Source organism: Stutzerimonas sp. C6.4V (assembly GCF_058536345.1).
The window spans coordinates 1,140,599-1,160,117 of sequence record NZ_JBZUBM010000001.1 but is presented as its reverse complement, the minus strand read 5'-3'; the positions used below and the strand labels follow the sequence as shown (position 1 = coordinate 1,160,117).

The 19,519-nt window shown below is 62.5% G+C and carries 14 protein-coding genes; 10 read left to right on the top strand and 4 right to left on the bottom strand.

Going from position 1 to position 19,519, the window contains the following annotated elements; translation table 11 throughout:
* The first annotated feature begins 207 nt into the window (after nt 1–207).
* From AC4LFW_RS05575 to AC4LFW_RS05560, 4 genes are all read left to right on the top strand, one after another.
* Complete coding sequence (locus AC4LFW_RS05575) at nt 208–1,581, top strand: CmpA/NrtA family ABC transporter substrate-binding protein (protein WP_491818207.1); 1,374 nt, start codon at nt 208–210, stop codon at nt 1,579–1,581.
* Nucleotides 1,582–1,628: 47 nt separating this feature from the next.
* The gene (locus AC4LFW_RS05570) at nt 1,629–2,618 is read left to right on the top strand and encodes an ABC transporter permease (protein WP_491818206.1); all 990 of its coding nucleotides are present in this window, start codon (nt 1,629–1,631) and stop codon (nt 2,616–2,618) included.
* 10 nt (nt 2,619–2,628) lie between these two features.
* Nucleotides 2,629–3,423 (top strand): ABC transporter ATP-binding protein, encoded by a 795-nt coding sequence (locus AC4LFW_RS05565; protein ID WP_491818205.1) that lies wholly within the window; start codon nt 2,629–2,631, stop codon nt 3,421–3,423.
* A gap of 341 nt (nt 3,424–3,764) precedes the next feature.
* Nucleotides 3,765–4,208 (top strand): thioesterase family protein, encoded by a 444-nt coding sequence (locus AC4LFW_RS05560; RefSeq protein ID WP_491818204.1) that lies wholly within the window; start codon nt 3,765–3,767, stop codon nt 4,206–4,208.
* Here AC4LFW_RS05560 and AC4LFW_RS05555 read toward each other — a convergent pair.
* Nucleotides 4,205–5,143: a 1-phosphofructokinase family hexose kinase gene (locus tag AC4LFW_RS05555; RefSeq protein WP_491818203.1), complete on the bottom strand. Its 939-nt coding sequence runs from the start codon at nt 5,141–5,143 to the stop codon at nt 4,205–4,207. The two genes, AC4LFW_RS05560 and AC4LFW_RS05555, sit on opposite strands and share 4 nt — an antisense overlap.
* A 341-nt stretch (nt 5,144–5,484) precedes the next feature.
* On the opposite strand from AC4LFW_RS05555, the gene AC4LFW_RS05550 reads away from it, so the two are divergent.
* Both AC4LFW_RS05550 and AC4LFW_RS05545 read left to right on the top strand, forming a co-directional pair.
* The gene (locus AC4LFW_RS05550) at nt 5,485–6,696 is read left to right on the top strand and encodes a nitrate/nitrite transporter (RefSeq protein ID WP_491818202.1); all 1,212 of its coding nucleotides are present in this window, start codon (nt 5,485–5,487) and stop codon (nt 6,694–6,696) included.
* 127 nt (nt 6,697–6,823) lie between these two features.
* The gene (locus AC4LFW_RS05545; RefSeq protein ID WP_491818201.1) at nt 6,824–8,497 is read left to right on the top strand and encodes a bifunctional protein-serine/threonine kinase/phosphatase; all 1,674 of its coding nucleotides are present in this window, start codon (nt 6,824–6,826) and stop codon (nt 8,495–8,497) included.
* 14 nt (nt 8,498–8,511) lie between these two features.
* On the opposite strand, the gene AC4LFW_RS05540 is transcribed toward AC4LFW_RS05545, so the two are convergent.
* Nucleotides 8,512–8,823 carry a class I SAM-dependent methyltransferase gene (locus AC4LFW_RS05540; RefSeq protein ID WP_491818200.1) on the bottom strand — a complete coding sequence of 104 codons (312 nt, stop codon included), beginning with the start codon at nt 8,821–8,823 and terminating at the stop codon, nt 8,512–8,514.
* Nucleotides 8,824–9,311: 488 nt separating this feature from the next.
* Between AC4LFW_RS05540 and nirB the strand changes: the two genes are divergently transcribed.
* From nirB to cobA, 4 genes are all read left to right on the top strand, one after another.
* Nucleotides 9,312–11,762, top strand: coding sequence for a nitrite reductase large subunit NirB (gene nirB / locus AC4LFW_RS05535; RefSeq protein WP_491818199.1), 2,451 nt, complete (start codon nt 9,312–9,314; stop codon nt 11,760–11,762).
* A 50-nt stretch (nt 11,763–11,812) separates the two neighbouring features.
* Nucleotides 11,813–12,139, top strand: coding sequence for a nitrite reductase small subunit NirD (gene nirD / locus AC4LFW_RS05530; RefSeq protein ID WP_491818198.1), 327 nt, complete (start codon nt 11,813–11,815; stop codon nt 12,137–12,139).
* A gap of 46 nt (nt 12,140–12,185) precedes the next feature.
* Nucleotides 12,186–14,882, top strand: coding sequence for a nitrate reductase (locus AC4LFW_RS05525; protein WP_491818197.1), 2,697 nt, complete (start codon nt 12,186–12,188; stop codon nt 14,880–14,882).
* A 75-nt stretch (nt 14,883–14,957) separates the two neighbouring features.
* On the top strand, nt 14,958–15,695 hold the full coding sequence (gene cobA, locus AC4LFW_RS05520; RefSeq protein ID WP_491818196.1) for a uroporphyrinogen-III C-methyltransferase: 738 nt from the start codon (nt 14,958–14,960) through the stop codon (nt 15,693–15,695).
* Nucleotides 15,696–15,808: 113 nt separating this feature from the next.
* Here cobA and AC4LFW_RS05515 read toward each other — a convergent pair whose 3' ends face one another.
* Together AC4LFW_RS05515 and AC4LFW_RS05510 are read right to left on the bottom strand one after the other, a co-directional pair.
* Nucleotides 15,809–18,163 (bottom strand): efflux RND transporter permease subunit, encoded by a 2,355-nt coding sequence (locus tag AC4LFW_RS05515; RefSeq protein WP_491818195.1) that lies wholly within the window; start codon nt 18,161–18,163, stop codon nt 15,809–15,811.
* A gap of 12 nt (nt 18,164–18,175) precedes the next feature.
* The gene (locus AC4LFW_RS05510; RefSeq protein WP_491818194.1) at nt 18,176–19,264 is read right to left on the bottom strand and encodes a WD40/YVTN/BNR-like repeat-containing protein; all 1,089 of its coding nucleotides are present in this window, start codon (nt 19,262–19,264) and stop codon (nt 18,176–18,178) included.
* Nucleotides 19,265–19,519 lie beyond the last annotated feature (255 nt).

Genomic DNA, 19,519 nt, shown 5'->3' with positions numbered 1-19,519 from the left:
AACCACCTGTATTTTAATGCGTTTCAGAACTGATCTACGCCGAGAATGAATCTGGCAAGCCCCTTGCAATCACCTTGGCACCACGTCTTCGGGTCGCCAACGGCGGTGATCGGGACGAATTGACAAAGGCGTCAACGGTGCTCGCTCTGCGCTTGCAGAGGGTGTGTCCGTGACGCCTTTTTTCGTTTCGCGATTGAGGGATGAATCATGCGCAAGACCCGCCGTACGCTACTGAAAGCGCTGGTTGCCAGCGTTGGCTGCTCAGCCCTGCTGCAATTGATACCTATGGCCGCCTGGGCTGCCGAACCTGAAAAAGAAGAACTCAAGCTTGGCTTCATCAAGCTTACCGACATGGCGCCATTGGCGATTGCCTACGAGAAGGGCTTCTTCGAGGACGAAGGCCTGTACGTCACGCTCGAAGCCCAGGCCAACTGGAAGGTTCTGCTGGACCGTGTCATCGACGGCGAACTGGACGGGGCGCACATGCTCTCCGGCCAGCCGATCGGTGCCACCATCGGCTTCGGCACCAAGGCCGAGATCATCACCGCCTTCACCATGGATCTCAATGGCAACGCCATCACCCTGTCCAACGCCGTCTGGGAGCAGATGAAGCCCCAGGTGCCGATGGCCGATGGCAAGCCCGTGCACCCGATCAAGGCCGACGCGCTCAAGCCGGTCATCGAACAGTTCCAGGCCAGCGGCAAGCCGTTCAATCTGGGCATGGTGTTCCCCGTCTCGACTCACAACTACGAGCTGCGCTACTGGCTCGCAGCCGGTGGCATCCATCCGGGCTATTACGCGCCTGCCAAGGGCGACATCAGCGGCCAGATCGATGCCCAGGCATTGCTCTCGGTCACCCCGCCGCCGCAGATGCCTTCGACCATGGAAGCCGGCACCATCCATGGCTACAGCGTCGGCGAGCCCTGGAACCAGCAGGCCGTGTTCAAGGGAATCGGCGTGCCGGTGGTGGCGGACTATGCGATCCGCAAGAACATGTCGGAAAAGGTCTTCGGCGTTTCCAAGGCCTGGGCCGAAGCGAACCCGGAAACCCACAAGCGGCTGGTCAAGGCGCTGATCCGCGCTGGCAAGTGGCTCGATGAAGATAACAACGCCAACCGCCAGGAAGCCGTGGAAATCCTCTCGCGGCCGGAATACGTCGGCGCCGATGCCAAGGTCATCGCGAACTCGATGACCGGCACCTTCGAGTTCGAAAAGGGCGACAAGCGCGAAGTACCGGATTTCAACGTCTTCTTCCGCTACCACGCCACCTACCCCTACTACTCCGATGCCATCTGGTACCTGACACAGATGCGCCGCTGGGGGCAGATCGCCGAAGCCAAGCCGGACAGCTGGTACCTGGAAACCGCCAAGCGCGTCTACCGCCCGGAAATCTACCGCCAGGCCGCCGAAGAGCTGATCGCCGACGGCCTGCTCAGTGCCGAAGACGTGCCGCCCGCCGACGAAGACGGCATCCGCGAACCGCTGGCCGACACCATCGACGGCATCACCTACGACGGCCACGCGCCCAACGCTTACCTCGAACAGTTCGCGATCGGCCTGAAAGGCGATACCACGCTCTGATCCCGCGCATGGGAGGCGCAGGCCTCCCAACCCAGGAGGACATGTCGATGAGCAACCCAGCCGTCGTGCAAAACATCAAACAAACCCTCGAGGTGGCCCGTCAGGTCCGCCTCAAGCGCTGGCTCGCCCGGGTCATCATGCCGGTCGTCGGCGTGCTCGCCTTCCTGCTGTTCTGGCAGCTGGTGGCGAGCAACATCCAGACCAGCCTCGGCCAGTTCCCCGGTCCGACCCAGGTGGCCAAGCAATTCAACGGGCTGGTCGATGCGCACATCCAGTCGCGGGAAAAGGCCACCGCCTTCTACCAGCGCCAGGAAGAACGCAACGCCGCGACGCTGGCGAAGAACCCCGATGCCACCGTCAAGATTCGCCCTTACACCGGCAAGCCGACCTTCTTCGAGCAGATCTTCACCAGCCTGTACACGGTGATGGCCGGCTTCGCCCTCGCCTCGCTGATCGCCGTGCCGCTGGGCATCGTCTGCGGCCTGAGCAAGCCGGTGTACAACGCCATCAACCCCTTGATCCAGGTGTTCAAGCCGGTCTCACCACTCGCCTGGCTGCCGCTGGTCACCATGGTAGTCAGCGCCGTCTATGTCAGCGAGGACCCGCTGTTCGCCAAGTCCTTCGTCACCTCAGCGTTGACCGTCGCGCTGTGCTGCCTCTGGCCCACGGTCATCAACACCACCGTTGGCGTGGCCAATCTGGACAAGGACCTGACCAACGTCAGCCGCGTGCTGCGCCTGTCGCCGCTCAGCCATGTGCGCCGCATCGTCCTGCCGGCTGCCATTCCGATGATCTTCACCGGCCTGCGACTGTCGCTGGCGACCGGCTGGATGGTGCTGATCGCCGCCGAGATGCTGGCGCAGAACCCGGGCCTCGGTAAGTTCATCTGGGACGAGTTCCAGAACGGCAGCTCCAACTCGCTCGGCCGGATCATGGTCGCGGTGATCGTCATCGGCCTGATCGGCTTCGCCCTGGATCGCATCATGCTGATGCTCCAGCGCCGCGTGAGCTGGGACAAGAACGCAGACCTGCGCTGAGGAAATAACGATGAACCCTACCCATCTCGAACTCACCGGCGTCGGCATCAGCTTTCCCACGGACAAGGGACTCTACTGCGCGCTGCAGAACGTCAACCTGCGCATCGCCAAGGGCGAGTTCGTCTCGCTGATCGGCCATTCCGGGTGCGGCAAGTCCACGGTACTGAACATTGTCGCCGGGCTTTACCAGGCCACCACCGGCGGCGTCATCCTCGACGGTCGCGAAGTCAACGAACCGGGCCCGGAGCGCGCGGTGGTGTTCCAGAACCACAGCCTGCTGCCGTGGCTCAGCTGTTACGAGAACGTCGAGCTGGCGGTGCGGGAAGTTTTCAAGGACCAGAAGAGCAAACGGGAAATGCGCGACTGGATCGAACACAACCTCGACCTGGTGCACATGACCCACGCCCGCCACAAGCGCCCCAGCGAAATCTCCGGTGGCATGAAGCAGCGCATCGGCATTGCCCGGGCGCTGGCGATGCAGCCCAAGGTGCTGCTGATGGACGAGCCCTTCGGCGCCCTCGATGCGCTCACCCGCGCGCACCTGCAGGACTCGCTGATGCAGATCCACGCCGACCTCGGCAACACGGTGATCATGATCACCCACGATGTCGACGAAGCCGTGCTGCTCTCGGACCGCATCGTGATGATGACCAACGGGCCGTCCGCGACCATCGGCGACATTCTGCGCGTCGACCTGCCACGCCCGCGGGATCGCATGATGCTGGCCCATGACGCCGGCTATCACGCCTGCCGCGCGCAGGTGCTGGAATTTCTCTACCAGCGCCAGCAGCGGCCTGCTGCCTGAATTCCGAACAGAGGAAGATGCCCATGGAAATATCGATAGCCCTGTCCCTGGCCGCCTGCCTGGTGTTGCTCGGCAACCATCTCAGTCGAGTCGCAGCCGAGCGGCACCGCAAACGTATCAGCGCACCTGGCACCAGCCGAATGCCATGCGCGGATGATCAATCATCGATGAGCGCCTGCAGGGCATCCGCCAGCGCATTACCTGACGCACCCGTGCAATCGACGCAAGGCGGGTCATCCGCAGGCTGAATCCTGTTTGGGCCTGGTGCGCGGACACGTAGAATCCGCGCCCATGTCGCGCCGTTACCCAGCGCCCGGAACAAGCCCAAGCAAGAGAGCACCATGGCCCGCCTGACCCTCCAGTTTCCCGAAGACCAGTTCTGCTTCAGCACCCAGCTCACCGTACGCATCACCGACATCAATGCTGGCAACCATTTGGCGAACGATTCGATGATCTCGATGATTTCCGAGGCCCGTGCGCGCTTCCTGTTTGCCTATGGCATCGCCGAGACCAGCAAGGACGGGGGTGGCATCATCGTCACCGACCTGGCCACCACCTACAGAGCCGAAGCCCATGCACGGGATGCCTTGTTGTTCGAGGTGGGCGTCATGGATTTCAACAAGTACGGCGGCGATATCACCTTTCGCATCACCCGCCCGGCCGATGGGGCCCTGATTGCCATGGCCAAATCCGGCTTCGTCTTCTACGACTATGCGCAAAGTCGTGTCGTCGCCATGCCTGAGGCGTTTGCCGCTAAATTCCCGCGCGTGAATTGGATCGACTAGCCTTGGCCATCCCCGAGCTGCAGCAATCGGAGCACATCCTCGCGGTAGCAAAGCTCGGTACCGGGACGCATGACGGTTGCGCTGCCCGCGGCGATACCGAACTGCACGGCCTCTTCGATACTGCGTCCTTCCGCCAGCGCCAGCACGATGGCACCGAGCATGCTGTCGCCCGCACCCACCGCGCTGACCACAGGGACCCGGGGCGAACGCAGCCGCTGCAGCTGCTCGCCCCAGGCAACCAATGCTCCATCTGCGCCGAGGGACAGCACTATGACCTGCGCACTGCCCTGTGCCAGCAGCAGGCGCAGGGCGTTTTCCTGCTCGGCCTCGCTTGTGATCGAGTAGCCCATGATCGCCGCGAGCTCACTGAGACTTGGCTTCATCAGGTATGCACCACCCTGGCGAGCAGCGTAGGCCAGGGGTTCGCCGGACAGGTCCACGACCAGCCTTGCACCGATGCGTTGCGCGAGCAGGAGCAGATCATCGAAGAAACTGACGGGGACGCCTGGCGGAAAGCTCCCGCTCAGCACCAGATACCTAGGCGATGGCTCAAGCGAGGCCAGCGCGTCGAGACAGCGCGTCAGCTCCTCAGCCGATAGTAATGGGCCAGGCAGTACGAAGCGGTATTGCAGCCCCGTCTCGGACTCGTCCACGGTGAAGCTTTCACGCGTGTCACCCGCGATCGGGACCGGTCGATGCACCATGTCCAGCTCATCCAGCGCGCGCTTGAGCAGATCGCCGAAGGGACCGCCCGCGGGATAGACCGCAATTGCATCGCCACCCAGGGTCTTGACCACCCGAGCGACGTTGATGCCACCACCGCCGGGGTCATGGCGCGGCAACGAACAGCGCAGCTTCTCCGTGCTCGTTACGCGGGCGGTGCTGACGGACAGATCCATCGCCGGGTTGAGGGTAAGCGTGGAAATGACAGGCATTGATCACTCCTTGAGTTGTTCTGCCCAAGACTACATCAGCCAAAACGGCTGCATCGTTTAAAGCCAGCATCGCCCCGAGATGGACCGGAGCTGCGCGATCGTTGTGCACGTACAGTCCTTTCAAGCTCCTGTTGTAACTCTGATCCGCACAGAACGCCGTGTTGAACAGACTGGCACGCTAGATGCTTCCACGTTGGGTACGGTAGGCCAACGGCGGTCTCCACGTTAGACAAAGGCGTCGCAACATTCCTGCTCCGGTAGGTGTGTCGCGGCGCCTTTTGTTTTCGCCTCGAAGCTGGGGCGGCCCCCTTCGCCCACGATGAACGCCTGGAGCCTCTCCAATGAGTACCAGTTTCTGGAAAGCCGGCCACACGCCGACACTGTTCTCCGCCTTTCTCTATTTCGACCTGAGCTTCATGGTCTGGTATGTGCTTGGCCCCATGGGCGTGCAAATCGCCGCCGACCTGGGCCTGACCACGCAACAGCGCGCTTTCATGGTCGCCACACCGATTCTCTCCGGCGCCATACTTCGCCTCGTTCTGGGTATGCTCGCGGACCGAACCTCGCCGAAAACCGCGGGCCTGTTCGGGCAGATCGTGGTGATCGCGGCGCTCTTCATCGCCTGGCTGAACGGCATCCACAGCTACGAGCAAGCGCTGCTGCTGGGCCTGTTCCTCGGCATGGCGGGCGCGTCCTTTGCCGTCGCGCTGCCGCTCGCCTCGCAGTGGTATCCGCCACAGCATCAGGGCAAGGCCATGGGTATCGCCGGTGCGGGCAACTCCGGGACGGTCTTCGCGGCCCTTTTCGCGCCCGTTCTGGCAACGATGTTCGGCTGGACCAACGTCTTCGGCCTGGCGCTGATCCCGCTGGTGCTCACGCTGATCATCTTCGCGACGTTTGCCAGAAATGCTCCTAATCGCCCTGCCCCGAAATCCTTTGCCGACTACATGAAGGCCTTGGGCGATCGCGACAGCTGGTGGTTCATGTTCTTCTACAGCGTGACCTTCGGTGGCTTCCTCGGCCTGGCCAGCACCCTGCCCGGCTACTTTCATGACCAGTACGCCTTCGATCCGGTCAAAGCTGGCTACTACACCGCCGCCTGCGTATTTGCCGGCAGCCTGCTGCGCCCGCTCGGGGGCGCGCTTGCGGATCGCATCGGCGGTATTCGTTCGTTGCTGGTGATGTACACCGTCGCAGCGATCTGTCTGTTCGTGGTCGGCTTCAACCTGCCGAGCTCGACCGCCGCTCTGGCGCTATTCGTGGTGGCGATGCTCAGCCTTGGCGCTGGCAACGGTGCGGTGTTCCAGCTGGTGCCACAGCGCTTCAACAAGGAAATCGGCGTGATGACCGGACTGGTCGGCATGGCCGGTGGCATCGGCGGCTTTCTGCTGACCGCAGGCTTGGGGGCCGTCAAGCAGGCCACGGGCGATTACCAGCTGGGCCTGTGGCTGTTCGCCAGCCTGGGTGCGCTCGCATGGTTCGGGCTCTACGGCGTCAAGCGCCGCTGGAGGACCACCTGGGGTTCCGCAGCGATGACGGCGGCAAGGGTTTAAGAGCACAGCCAGAAGCTGGGAGCTGGGAGCCAGGGCTCCTGGCTTGGGCTTGGGCTTGGGCTTGGGCTTCAAGCTTCAAGCTTCAAGCTTCAAAGCTACCGACATCCAACTCACCAAGGATCCTTCCATGCCCCTGACCCTTTCCTTCGGCGAAGCCAGCGCAACCGGCCCCCGTGAGGAGAATCAGGACGCGCTGCGGATCGTCACGCCAACGCCCGGGCTTGCCGCGAGCAAGGGCGCGCTGTTTGCGATTGCCGACGGCGTTAGCCAGTGCGCCGATGGCGGCCTGGCGGCACGCGCAACCATGCAGGCACTGGCCACCGATTACTACGCCACGCCGGAAACCTGGACTGTCGCGCAGTCCCTCGACCGGATACTGGTTGCCCACAATCGCTGGCTGCAGGCCAACGGTGGTGGGCAGCCGCTGCTGACCACCTTGACCGCACTGGTGTTGCGCGGCCGTCGCTTCACCCTCGCCCATGTCGGCGACTGTCGCGCCTATCGCTGGCTCGATGGCGAGCTACAGCGGCTCAGCGAAGACCATGTCTGGGAACAACCAGACATGCAGCATGTGCTCAAGCGTGCCATGGGCCTGGACCAGCATCTGGTGGTGGACTATCTCGACGGCGAGCTGCGCCTCGGCGAATCCTTCTTGCTGCTCAGCGACGGCGTCTGGGAGAGCATTACCGAAGGTGATATCCAGAATGTCCTGAGCGCCGGACCGGATCTGTCCAGCGCGGCCAGAACGCTGGTCAATCTTGCCCACCAGACCGGCAGCCAGGACAACGCCAGCGCGTTGTTGCTGCGGGTCGACGAACTGCCGGAAGCGGCGCTGGCCGATTCGTTCGCGCAGCTGCCGGAGTGGCCCTTGCCACCCAAGTTACGTCCCGGCCAGGTATTCGAAGGCTGGCACGTGGAATCGCTGCTGGCTGAGTCGCGTCAGTCGCTGATCTACCGGGTGCAGGATCAGCAGGGCCAACCCTGGTTGCTGAAAACACTGCCGGCCAGCCGTGACGATGAACCCGAAGCCGGGCCGGCCCTGTTACAGGAAGAATGGTTTCTGCGCCGCGTCGCCGGCCGTGCCTTTCCCGAGGTCCATGGACTGGCCCAGCGCCAGCATCTGTATTACGTGCAGCGTGAATACAGCGGCCAGACCCTCGCCCGGCAATTCAACCTGCAAGGCCCGATGGAGATCGCCGATTGGCTGCAGCTGGCGCCACGCCTGATCCGGGCACTGGGCATGTTGCACCGGCGCAATATCCTGCACCGCGATATCAAGCCTGAGAATCTTCATTTCAGCGATGACGGCGAGCTGCGCCTGCTGGATTTCGGCCTCGCCTATTGCCCGGGTCTGTCCCGGGACCTGCCGCATCATCTTCCGGGTACGCCAAGCTATATCGCGCCGGAAGCCTTTAACGGCGAGGCCCCGAGTCGGGAGCAGGACCTCTATGCAGCAGGCGTCACCCTCTATTTCCTGCTGACCGGCCGTTTTCCCTACGGCGAAGTCGAGGCTTTTCAACGGCCCCGTTTCGGATTGCCGGTGCCGGCCAGTCGCTACCGGCCCGACCTGCCGCAATGGCTGGATGACATGCTCAAGCGCGCCGTCGCGGCCGATCCCGCGCACCGTTTCGAAACCGCAGAAGAATGGCTGCGGGCGCTGGAACAGGGCGAGCGCCTGGCCAGCAGCACGCATAAGCTGCCGCTGCTCGAACGCGAGCCGCTGAAGGTCTGGCGCGGTCTCGCGCTGATCTCACTGCTGCTGAATCTGGTGCTGCTGGTGTGGCTGGCGAAAGGCAGCTAGCAACAGCGGACCGATCAGCGCCGAACGATCAGGCCCTGGCGCGCGACACGGGTGAGCTGGCGCACGCAATCATCAAGGCACTCTGCGCTTGGCGCCTGGATCACGGCCAGATCGAAACTGTTGGACGCAAACGGCGCCAGCGACTCATCGGCACCGGTGAACTGAACCTGAAAGGCGCGCGGTTTGCCCCAGCGCTTCGGCCAGCCGTCCAGATAGCGCAACAGCGAGGGTTGATGGCTTCCGCCAAGAAGGATTTTTGGGTTGCTGCGGACCAGCCCACTGGTAATAGGGGCCAAACGTAGAGGTGCGTGTTGCAGTGCATTCATTGGAGAAAAGTCCCGCCTCAAGAATTCCGCTGGGCAGCGGTGGGAGGCGACACCGAACCAGCGCTTTAGCGGTATTTCGAAGCCTTGGCTCCAGGCGCCCCGCAAGTAGCTGACTAAATCGGCGCATGGGCTGAACAATAGAAAAGCGGCACGGCGGCTGTCAACGGCCAATTTCCGGCAGGCTTTGGTGCCGGTCTGCACCAGTGCTGCGCATAGCGCTTCATCAGGGTGCAATAAATCGCAAATTCCTTCTGCATAACTGCAGCTAAACCCCTGACATCACTCAAGTGCCAGGTTGGCACAGCCTCTGCATCAGCAGCGTTACATAGGCTGGACCTTCAACGACGAGGGTCGGGCTCCGAATACGGAAAGACAAGGACAAAGGCGTCCTCACTGGGAGATCAGTGGGACGCCTTTTTTCGTTTTGGATTTTTACAACGGCACGGCCACGCAGCTACTGACTGCTAAGGTCTGGCACGGAGAACGGCATGAAGAAACTCAAGCTGGTGATGATTGGCAACGGCATGGCCGGGGTTCGCACCCTTGAAGAGTTGCTCAAGCTCGCCCCCGAGCTCTACGACATTACGGTATTCGGTGCCGAACCCCATCCGAATTACAACCGCATCCTGCTTTCTCCGGTATTGGCTGGCGAGCAGACTTTCGAGGAGATCGTGCTCAACGATCTCGACTGGTACGCCGAGCACAACATCAACCTGATGCTCAACCGCAAGGTGGTCGAAATCGACCGCGCCAAGCGCCGCGTGGTTGCCGAAGACGGCAGCGAGGCAGAGTACGACCGCCTGCTGATCGCCACCGGCTCGAAGCCCTTCATCCTGCCGATACCAGGAAACCAGCTCGACGGCGTGATCGGCTACCGCGACATTGCTGACACCCAGAAGATGATGGACACCGCCAAGACCCATAAGCATGCCGTGGTCATCGGTGGGGGGTTGCTCGGGCTGGAAGCGGCAAACGGCCTCAAGCTGCGTGGCATGGAAGTCACGGTGGTGCATATCGGCGAATGGCCGATGGAGCGCCAACTCGACAAGACTGCCGGCACCTTGCTGCAGCAGGCACTGGAAGCACGCGGGCTGAACTTCAAGATGAAGAAGCAGACCGCCGAGCTGCTCGGCAACGATGAGGGCCGCGTTCGGGCGGTGCGCTTTGCCGATGACGAGGTGATTGATGCCGATCTGGTGGTGATGGCCGCCGGCATCCGCCCCAACAGCGAGCTGGCAGAAAAATCCGGCATTCCCTGCAACCGCGGCATCTTGGTCAACGACACCCTGCAAACCTACGATCCGCGCGTCTATGCCGTTGGCGAATGCGCCAACCATCGCGGCACTGCCTACGGCCTTGTGGCACCGCTGTTCGAGCAGGCCAAGGTCTGCGCCAACCACCTGGCAATGCTGGGCTTCTCGCGCTACCTGGGTTCAGTGACTTCGACCAAGCTGAAGGTCACCGGCATCGATCTGTTCTCCGCAGGCGATTTTCTCGGCGGCGAAGGCACCGAAACCATCACCCTCTCCGACCCCATCGGCGGCGTGTACAAGAAGCTGGTGATCAAGGACAACATTCTCGTCGGCGCCTGCCTTTATGGCGATACGGCGGACGGTGGCTGGTACTTCCGTCAGGTGCGCGAGGGCCACAACGTCAGCGAGATCCGCGACCACCTCATGTTTGGCGAAGGCGCCATCGGCGACACCGGCCACCAGGGCCAGAACAAGGCCATGGCGATGCCCGACAGCATGGAAGTCTGCGGTTGCAACGGCGTGTGCAAAGGCACCATCGTCAAGGCGATTCAGGAACACGGACTGTTCTCCGTCGACGATGTAAAGAAGCACACCAAGGCCGCCAGCTCCTGTGGCTCCTGCGCCGGGCTGGTGGAACAGATCCTGATGAGCACCGTCGGCGGCGCCGCGGACGTGAAGCCGAAAAGCGAAAAAGCCATCTGCGGCTGCAGCGACCTCAACCACGGCCAGGTGCGCAAGGCCATTGTCGACGAGCACCTGATCAGCATTCCGGCCGTGATGAGCTACCTGAACTGGCGCACGCCCAACGGCTGCGCCACATGCCGCCCGGCTCTGAACTACTACCTGATCTCGTCCTGGCCCGGCGAAGCCAAGGACGATCCGCAGTCTCGCTTCATCAACGAGCGCGCCCACGCCAATATTCAGAAGGACGGGACCTACTCGGTCGTCCCACGGATGTTCGGCGGCGTGACCAATGCCGCCGAGCTGCGCCGCATCGCTGACGTTGCCGACAAGTACCAGGTGCCGATGGTGAAGGTCACCGGCGGCCAGCGCATCGACCTGCTGGGCATCAAGAAGGATGACCTGCCAAACGTCTGGAAGGACCTGGACATGCCCGATGGCCACGCCTACGGCAAATCCATTCGCACCGTGAAGACCTGCGTCGGCAAGGAGTTCTGCCGTTTCGGCACGCAGAATTCAACCGGGCTGGGCATCGATCTGGAAAAGGCACTGTTCGGCATGTACTCGCCGCACAAGGTCAAGCTGGCCGTCTCCGCCTGCCCACGCAACTGCGCCGAGTCCGGCATCAAGGACGTCGGCATTATTGGCGTGGATTCCGGCTGGGAGCTGTACGTCGGCGGCAACGGTGGCATCAAGACCGAAGCCGGGGAGTTTTTCGTCAAGGTCAAGACGGCCGAGGAAGTCGCCGAATACAGCTTCGCCTTTCTCCAGCTCTACCGCGAGGAAGGCTTCTACCTCGAGCGCACCGTGCATTACATGCAGCGCGTCGGCCTGGAATACATCAAGAAGATCGTTCTCGAAGACGAAGCCCGGCGCAAGGCACTGGCCCAGCGCCTGATGTTCTCGCTGAGTTTCGAGGGCGATGGCTGGAAGAAGGCCATCGCCGAGCAATCACTGAAGAAAGAATACGAAACCATCCAGTTGGCCCAGATCGAGCCCGCGTAATTCGCCGGTACCGAAAGCCGCTTGATCAACCGAATCGCGAGGAAACAGCCATGAAATGGTTCGATATCTGCGCCCTGGACGAGATCAACCCACTCGGGGCACGCATCGTCGCCGGGCCGAAGGGTGACATAGCGGTCTTCCGCACCGCCGACGATCAGGTGTTTGCACTGGACGACCGCTGCCCGCACAAGGGTGGCCCGCTGTCCCAGGGCATCGTCTTCGGCAAGCAGGTCGCCTGTCCGCTGCACAACTGGCAGATCAACCTCGATAGCGGCGAAGCCGTGGCGCCGGATGTGGGCTGTGCGCATCGGCATGAGGCGCGGATCGAGAACGGCCGCGTGCTGTTAGGGCTGAACAGCGCAACCGAATGCGCCTGAGCCCACGGAGAGCCAGCCCCAGATGAACGAATTGCCAGGAGACGCCATGCGCCAGACAACCGCTTCGACCTGCTGCTACTGCGGCGTGGGGTGCGGCGTGCTGATCGAGCACGACGGCGAGCGCATCCTCGATGTCGCCGGCGACCCGAACCACCCCGCCAACTTTGGCAAGCTGTGCAGCAAGGGCGCGACCCTTCACCTCACCGGTGACCTCGACGCTCGCGCGCTTTACCCCGAACTGCGGCTCGGCAAGGGTCTGGCCCGCACACGCACCGATTGGGACAGCGCCCTGGACCACGCTGCCAACGTATTCGCCGAGACCATTGCCGAGCACGGCCCGGACAGCGTCGCCTTCTACATCTCCGGCCAGTTGCTGACCGAGGACTATTACGCCTTCAACAAGCTCGCCCGCGCGCTGGTCGGCACCAATAACATCGATTCGAACTCGCGGCTGTGCATGTCATCCGCCGTGGTCGGTTACAAGCGCAGTCTCGGCGCCGACGCCCCGCCGTGCAGCTACGAGGACATCGAGCAGAGCGATTGCCTGCTGATCGTTGGCAGCAACATGGCCTATGCCCATCCGGTGCTGTTCCGCCGCCTCGAAGAAGCCAAGGCGAAACGCCCGGAAATGAAGGTCATTGTCGTCGATCCGCGGCGCACCGACACCTGTGACCTGGCGGACCTGCACCTGTCGATCCTGCCTGGCACTGACGTTGCGCTGTTTCACGGCATGCTGCACATCCTGCTGTGGGAAGGCTGGATCGACCGCGATTTCATCGAGGCCCACACCGATGGCTTCGACGAGCTGAAAAGCATGGTGCGCGATTACAATCCGGCCATGGTGGCGGACCTCTGCGGCATCGGCGTCGATGAACTGCAGGCCACCGCCCGCCTCATCGGCACGTCGAACAGTTTCCTCTCGCTCTGGTGCATGGGCGTCAACCAGTCCACCGCAGGCAGCGCCAAAAACAGCGCGCTGATCAACCTGCACCTGGCCACCGGCCAGATTGGCAAGCCCGGCGCCGGCCCCTTTTCCCTGACCGGTCAACCCAACGCCATGGGCGGTCGCGAAACCGGCAGTCTGTCCAACCTGTTGCCCGGTCATCGCGAAGCGGGCAATGCGGTACATCGAGCCGAAGTGGCTGACTATTGGAACGTGCCGGCATTGCCGGAGGCGCCAGGCCTGTCCGCCATCGAGCTGTTCGAGGCCGTGCGCAGCGGCAAGGTCAAGGCAGTGTGGATCGCCTGCACCAACCCGGCGCAGTCGATGCCGGACCAGCAAAAGGTTCACGAAGCCCTTGCCGCCTGCCCGTTCGTGGTGGTGCAGGAAGCTTTCTTCACCACTGAAACCTGTCGCTACGCCGACCTGCTGCTGCCCGCCGCGAGCTGGGGCGAAAAGGAAGGCACGGTGACCAACTCCGAGCGCTGTGTCAGCCATGTGCGACCCGCCATCGCCGCGCCGGGCGAGGCGCGTGCCGATTGGGCCATCACCTGCGATTTCGCTCGCCGGCTGGAAAGCCTGATGCGTCCGGGCCAGGCCAGCCTGTTCGCGTTCGATACGCCGTCAGCGCTATTCGAGGAATACAAGCTACTCACCCGGGGCCGCGACCTGGACCTGTCCGGCCTCAGCCACGCCCTGATCGACAGGCTCGGCCCGCAGCAATGGCCTTTTCCTGCCGGCAGCACCAAGGGCACCACGCGCCTTTATTGCGACGGGGTCTTCCCTACCGATAACGGCCGCGCACGCTTTCTCGCCGAGCAGTACCAGGCACCGAAAGAGAGACGCGAGGCGCGCTTCCCGCTCACGCTGAACACCGGCCGCCTGCGCGACCACTGGCACGGCATGAGCCGCACCGGCACCGCGGCGCGGCTGTTTGGCCACGTCGAGGAAGCGATACTGAGCATGAATGGCGACGACATGCGCCGTCGTCGTTTGCTGGACGGTCAACTGGTCAAGGTCCGCAGCCGCCGCGGCGAGCTGCTGTTGCCGGTACACAAGGACGACAGTCTGCGGCCCGGCCAGGCCTTCATGCCGATGCATTGGGGGGATCGCTTCCTCAAGGGAATGGGCGTGAATGTGCTGACCCTCCCCGAGTTCGATCCAGTCTCCAAACAGCCGGAGCTCAAGCACGCCGGGGTGGAGGTGGAGAAGGTGGAGCTGCCCTGGCAGTTCTTCGCCATGGTCGAAGGGCATGTGCAGAAGCGCTTCGAAAAGCTGCGGCCCCTTTTCGAAGGCTTCGCCCATGCGAGCTTCAGCCTGACCGGGCGGGACCGTTCGGCGCTCGTCATCCGCGCCGCCTGTAACGAAGCCCCCGATGCGGTGCAACTGGCGCGGATCGAACAGCTGCTGGGGCTGGATGAAGGCCCGGTGGTGGCTTACGACGACCCGCGACGTGCTGTCGGCAAGCGGGTACGCATCGAGGAAGGTCGCATCGTCGCCCTCAGCCTGTCCGGCGAAACCGCTGCACGCGAATGGCTGAAGCAGCTTTGGCACGACGGCACGGCCGATCAGGCACTACGCCGCTGGCTGCTGGTACCGCTGAGCACGCCGCCGGGCGGAGGTGTCCGCGCGGCCAAGACGCTGTGCAACTGCATGAACGTGAGCGAGGACGCGATCTGTGCGGGCATAGACCGCGGCCTCGACCTCAACGGCTTGAAGCGGGAGCTGAGCTGCGGCACCAGCTGTGGGTCCTGTGTTCCGGAAATCAAGCGGTTGCTGGTGAAACAGCCGGCGGTGGCCTGAACGGCTCACCCAGAGAACAACCGGCGATGCCCGATGTGTCGCCGATACGATTACAGCAGCATGAGAGGTAGAGACATGAGCGCAAAAGTCTGGCTGGTGGGTGCAGGTCCTGGCGACCCGGAGCTGCTGACGCTCAAGGCCGTGCGCGCCATGGGCGAGGCCCAGGTGGTGCTGATCGACGATCTGGTCAACCCAGCCGTCCTCGAGCACTGCCCGAACGCACGGGTCATTCCGGTGGGCAAGCGCGGCGGCTGCCGCTCCACGCCGCAGGCGTTCATCCATCGGCTGATGCTGCGCTACGCACGCCAGGGCAAATGCGTGGTGCGGCTGAAAGGCGGTGACCCGTGCATCTTCGGCCGCGGTGGCGAGGAAGCCGAATGGCTGGCGGAGCGCGGCATCGAGGTCGAACTGGTCAATGGCATCACCGCAGGCCTGGCCGGCGCCACCCAATGCGGTATCTCACTCACCCAACGCGGCGTGGCCCGCGGCGTCACCCTGGTCACCGCGCACACGCTCGACGGTAGCAGCCCCGAGTGGCACGCGCTGGCGAAAACCGGCACTACCCTGGTCGTCTACATGGGCGTGAGCAGCTTGCAGCAGGTCCAAACCGGACTTATGCAGGGCGGTCTGCCGGCTAGCACTCCGGTAGCAATGATCGAAAACGCCTCCCTGCCGCAGCAACGCGAATGCCGCTCGCAACTAGGGACGATGTGTAAGGATGCCGCCACCTTTCAGCTCAAGAGCCCAGCGATTCTGGTCATCGGCGAAGTCGCTGCGCAAGCAGTCACTCAGGTCTTGAGCCAGATCGCCTGAGTAGGGGCGAATGTATTCGCCCCGCGATCCCATCAGGATGCGTAGCGACCCGAATCATTACCCACAAAAAAACCGCGACCCAAAGGGCCGCGGCTCTCATTACCGCGAACCGATCAAGCCTTTTGCCGCAGCTTCTCCGGCTTGATCAGGAAGCGCGCCAGTGCCGGCAGCAGCCAGATCGCGCCGACCATGTTCCAGAGGAACATGAAGGTCAGCATCAGGCCCATGTCCGCCTGGAACTTTATCGCCGAGAACACCCAGGTGAACACGCCGATCGCCAGGCAGATGCCGGTGAAAATCACCGCCTTGCCGGTGGATTTCAGGGTCTGGTAGTAGGCCTCCTGCAGCGTCATGCCCTGGCGCAGATAGGACTCCAGACGGCTATAGATGTAGATGCCGTAGTCCACACCGATGCCAACGCCGAGCGCGATAACCGGCAACGTCGCCACCTTCACGCCGATGCCCATGAAGGCCATCAGGGCGTTGCCGAGGATCGAGGTCAATACCAGCGGCAGGATCACGCACAGGGTCGCGGCGATGGAGCGGAAAGTCAGCAGGCACATGAAACTCACCGCGGCGTAGACCGCAATCAGCATGGTGGTTTCAGAGGCTGCGATGACCTCGTTGGTAGCCGCTTCGATACCTGCGTTACCGGCTGCGAGGACGAACTCCAGCCCTTCGCGATTATTTTCCTCGGCGAACTCACGCGCCGCGGCAACCACGTGCTCCAGGGTCTCAGCCTTGTGATCGTTGAGGAACACCAGCACCGGCGCCAGCGAGCAATCGCCGTTGTACATGCCCTCGGCACGAGCGATGGAGCTGTTCAGCACGAACTGGTTGCGCGACAGCGTTTCCCATTTCAGGCTGCCCTCGTTCATGCCCTTGATGCTCTGCCGCGCCACGGTGACCATCGAGACGGCCGACTGCACGCCCGCAGTGTTTTCCATCTTCCACATCAGCTCGTCCATGGCGGCGAGGGTGTCGTAGTGGGCACAGCCTTCGGCTGCTGTCTTGACCATCACCACCAGGACGTCGGAGCTGGTCGAGTAGTTACGGATGACAAAATCGTTATCGAGGTTGTAGCGCGAGTCCGGATGCAGTTCCGGTGCGCCCTGGTCAAGGTCGCCGATCTTCAGGTTCTGGCCGTACCAGAGTCCGCCACCCACGGCGAGCAAGGCAATGACGATGGAAATCGGCGCCACGGTCGGGCTGGCGAAGCTGGACAGTGCGCGCCAGAACGGATGATCGCGCGACGCTTCCTCACGTGCCTGCTTGACCGCGCGCTGGCTGATGCCCATGTAGGAAATCGCCACCGGCAACAGGATCAGGTTGGTCAGGATGATGACCGCCACACCCAGCGAAGCACCTATCGCCAGTTCGCGGATCACACCGATGTCGATCAGCAGCAGGGTCACGAAGCCGACGGCGTCGGAGGCCAGCGCCACCATGCCTGGGATGAACAATTGGCGGAATGCCATCCGCGCGGCTGCCAGCGGATCGTCGGTTTCGCCGGAAGCCATGGCGATGCCATTGATCTTCTGCACACCGTGGGAAATACCGATGGCGAATACAAGGAACGGCACCAGCATCGAATACGGATCCAGCCCGAAGCCCAGCGTGTGCAGCAGGCCGAGCTGCCATGCGACCGCGATCAGGGTGGTCACCACCACCGCGATGGTGCTCTTGACGCAGCGGGTGAACCATAGCAGCAGCGCCAGAGTGATGCCGATCGCGACGAAGAAGAACAGCGCAACACCGACCAGCCCATCGATCAGGTCACCAACCTTCTTGGCGAAGCCGATGATGTGGATCTCCACATTCGGGTTTTGCGCCTCGTACTTGTCGCGAATCTTTTCTTCCAGCTCATGGGAGAACTGCTGGTAGTCGAGCGTGATCTGCTTGCTGCGGTCGTCCGGGTCCGAGTAGGACTCCATCAGCGGCACGTCGATAATGCTGGACTTGAAGTCGTTGGCCACCAGGCGTCCGATCTGCCCGGACTTGAGGATATTGCTGCGCAAGTCATCGAGACTCTCCGGCGAACCGTCATAGGTCTGGGGAATGACCTCGCCACCAGCAAAGCCCTGCTCCGTCACCTCGGTCCAGCGAACGCTGGGGCTCCACAACGACTTCATGTTGGAGCGGTCGACGCCCTGTATATAGAAGACTTCGTCATGGATCTGACGCAGGGTTTCCATGTACTCCCTGGAAAAGATGTCGCCGTCCTTGGCCTCGACGGATATCCGTACCGTATTGCCCAGGTTCGCCAGGTCATCACGATGCTGAAGCATGTTTTGAATGTAGGGATGTCCCAGCGGGATCATCTTTTCGAAGCTGGTCGAAGGGCGAACCTGCGCGGCCTGATAGAACAGGAATACGCTGATCAACAGGCATATCAGGATCACTGCCGGTCGATTGTTGAAGATCAGGCGCTCGAGAAAGGAGGCCGGCTTCTGCTGATGCTTGGTCATGTTGGCTCCGGCTTATTGTTGTTTTGCGGGCAAGTTGGCGCCGGTCGGCGAAACAACCCGGACGCCACTCTGCCCGACGAGGACCAGGTTGCCATCCGGGTTGCCGACGACGCCCGACAAGGAGCGCCGGTCAGGGCGGCTGAACAGCTTGAAACTCCTTCCGTTGTCCTCGCTGCTGAGCACGGTGCCGCCATGCCCGACCACGACAATGCGTCCATCGGCCAACAGGTTGCCATCTGCCAGACCCGATTCGACGGCATCACCGTCATCCAGCAGTTCGATCGCCTGCCAGCTGTCGCCGAAATCGGTTGAGCGGAACAGATTGCCACGCAGGCCAAACGCGACGACGCCGCCCGGCTCGCCGCTGCCGACAACGCCGAAGAAAGAGCCCTGATAAGGTGACTCGACGCGCTCCCAGGTTTCGCCCATGTCAGCGGAGCGGAACATGCCGCCCATCTCGCCGACGATGAACAAACCAGAACCGGGAATCTCAGCAATGGCGTTGAGGTGGGAACCGTCCTCGTTATCCAGCCGATCGGCAACGTCTTCCCAGTTCTGCCCGTCGGTGGTTTCCAGCAGCACGCCATACGCGCCGGTGGCGAAGCCGTGCTGCGAATTCTCGAACCAGACGTCGAGCAGCGGTACTTCGCCTTCGCGGTTTTCGTATTGCTGGGTCCAGGTCTGACCGCCGTCCGTCGTGCCCAGGATCAGCGCGTCATGCCCCACCGCCCAGCCGTGCTTTTCATCAGCGAAATACACGGCCGTGAGCAGCTGTCGGGTCGGCACCCTGGCCTGGGTCCAGCTGGAACCGCCGTCGTCGGAATAAAGGATGTGCCCGCGATCACCAACGGCAACCAGACGTTTGCCTGCATGGGCGATGTCGAGAAGCAAGGTGGACGCAGCTTTCTGTGATTCGATCGCGTAGCGCACGCCTGGCTCGGCAGCACTTTGGGCCTGAACCGGAACGGCTAGAAACAGGATGGAGAGAACACTGCAGAGCGAGAGCGTTCTTGCCAGCGGCGATCGACTGCTGAACAGCGGCGTGCGGGACTTTTTTTCCGCGCGGCCAACCGGTGTGCGCCACATGACGGGCTCACTCATACATACCCCCTTTATTTTTATTAGGCAGGGCCTGCGTATGAAGACAGGCGAGGCCATGCTATAGGGCTTTCGAAAGCGCCGGCAATTATCTGGACGTTATGTTTTGTTAAACCGGGCTGATTGATGTTGCCTGATAGGTGAGCCTTATGGCACGGGGCTTCGGAGCATCTCGACAGCCGCTCGGGGCACGGGAATTCACGAGGCGCTGGAACGCAAAATCCCGCGACGGAGCGCGGGATTTGCGATGACTTCATC

What these genes read in the sequence shown, in the direction of transcription:
- AC4LFW_RS05575 (WP_491818207.1), top strand. Translation starts at nt 208, where the DNA reads ATGCGCAAGACCCGCCGTACGCTACTGAAAGCGCTGGTTGCCAGCGTT.
- AC4LFW_RS05570 (WP_491818206.1), top strand. Translation starts at nt 1,629, where the DNA reads ATGAGCAACCCAGCCGTCGTGCAAAACATCAAACAAACCCTCGAGGTG.
- AC4LFW_RS05565 (WP_491818205.1), top strand. Translation starts at nt 2,629, where the DNA reads ATGAACCCTACCCATCTCGAACTCACCGGCGTCGGCATCAGCTTTCCC.
- AC4LFW_RS05560 (WP_491818204.1), top strand. Translation starts at nt 3,765, where the DNA reads ATGGCCCGCCTGACCCTCCAGTTTCCCGAAGACCAGTTCTGCTTCAGC.
- AC4LFW_RS05555 (WP_491818203.1), bottom strand. Translation starts at nt 5,143, where the DNA reads ATGCCTGTCATTTCCACGCTTACCCTCAACCCGGCGATGGATCTGTCC.
- AC4LFW_RS05550 (WP_491818202.1), top strand. Translation starts at nt 5,485, where the DNA reads ATGAGTACCAGTTTCTGGAAAGCCGGCCACACGCCGACACTGTTCTCC.
- AC4LFW_RS05545 (WP_491818201.1), top strand. Translation starts at nt 6,824, where the DNA reads ATGCCCCTGACCCTTTCCTTCGGCGAAGCCAGCGCAACCGGCCCCCGT.
- AC4LFW_RS05540 (WP_491818200.1), bottom strand. Translation starts at nt 8,823, where the DNA reads ATGAATGCACTGCAACACGCACCTCTACGTTTGGCCCCTATTACCAGT.
- nirB (WP_491818199.1), top strand. Translation starts at nt 9,312, where the DNA reads ATGAAGAAACTCAAGCTGGTGATGATTGGCAACGGCATGGCCGGGGTT.
- nirD (WP_491818198.1), top strand. Translation starts at nt 11,813, where the DNA reads ATGAAATGGTTCGATATCTGCGCCCTGGACGAGATCAACCCACTCGGG.
- AC4LFW_RS05525 (WP_491818197.1), top strand. Translation starts at nt 12,186, where the DNA reads ATGCGCCAGACAACCGCTTCGACCTGCTGCTACTGCGGCGTGGGGTGC.
- cobA (WP_491818196.1), top strand. Translation starts at nt 14,958, where the DNA reads ATGAGCGCAAAAGTCTGGCTGGTGGGTGCAGGTCCTGGCGACCCGGAG.
- AC4LFW_RS05515 (WP_491818195.1), bottom strand. Translation starts at nt 18,163, where the DNA reads ATGACCAAGCATCAGCAGAAGCCGGCCTCCTTTCTCGAGCGCCTGATC.
- AC4LFW_RS05510 (WP_491818194.1), bottom strand. Translation starts at nt 19,264, where the DNA reads ATGAGTGAGCCCGTCATGTGGCGCACACCGGTTGGCCGCGCGGAAAAA.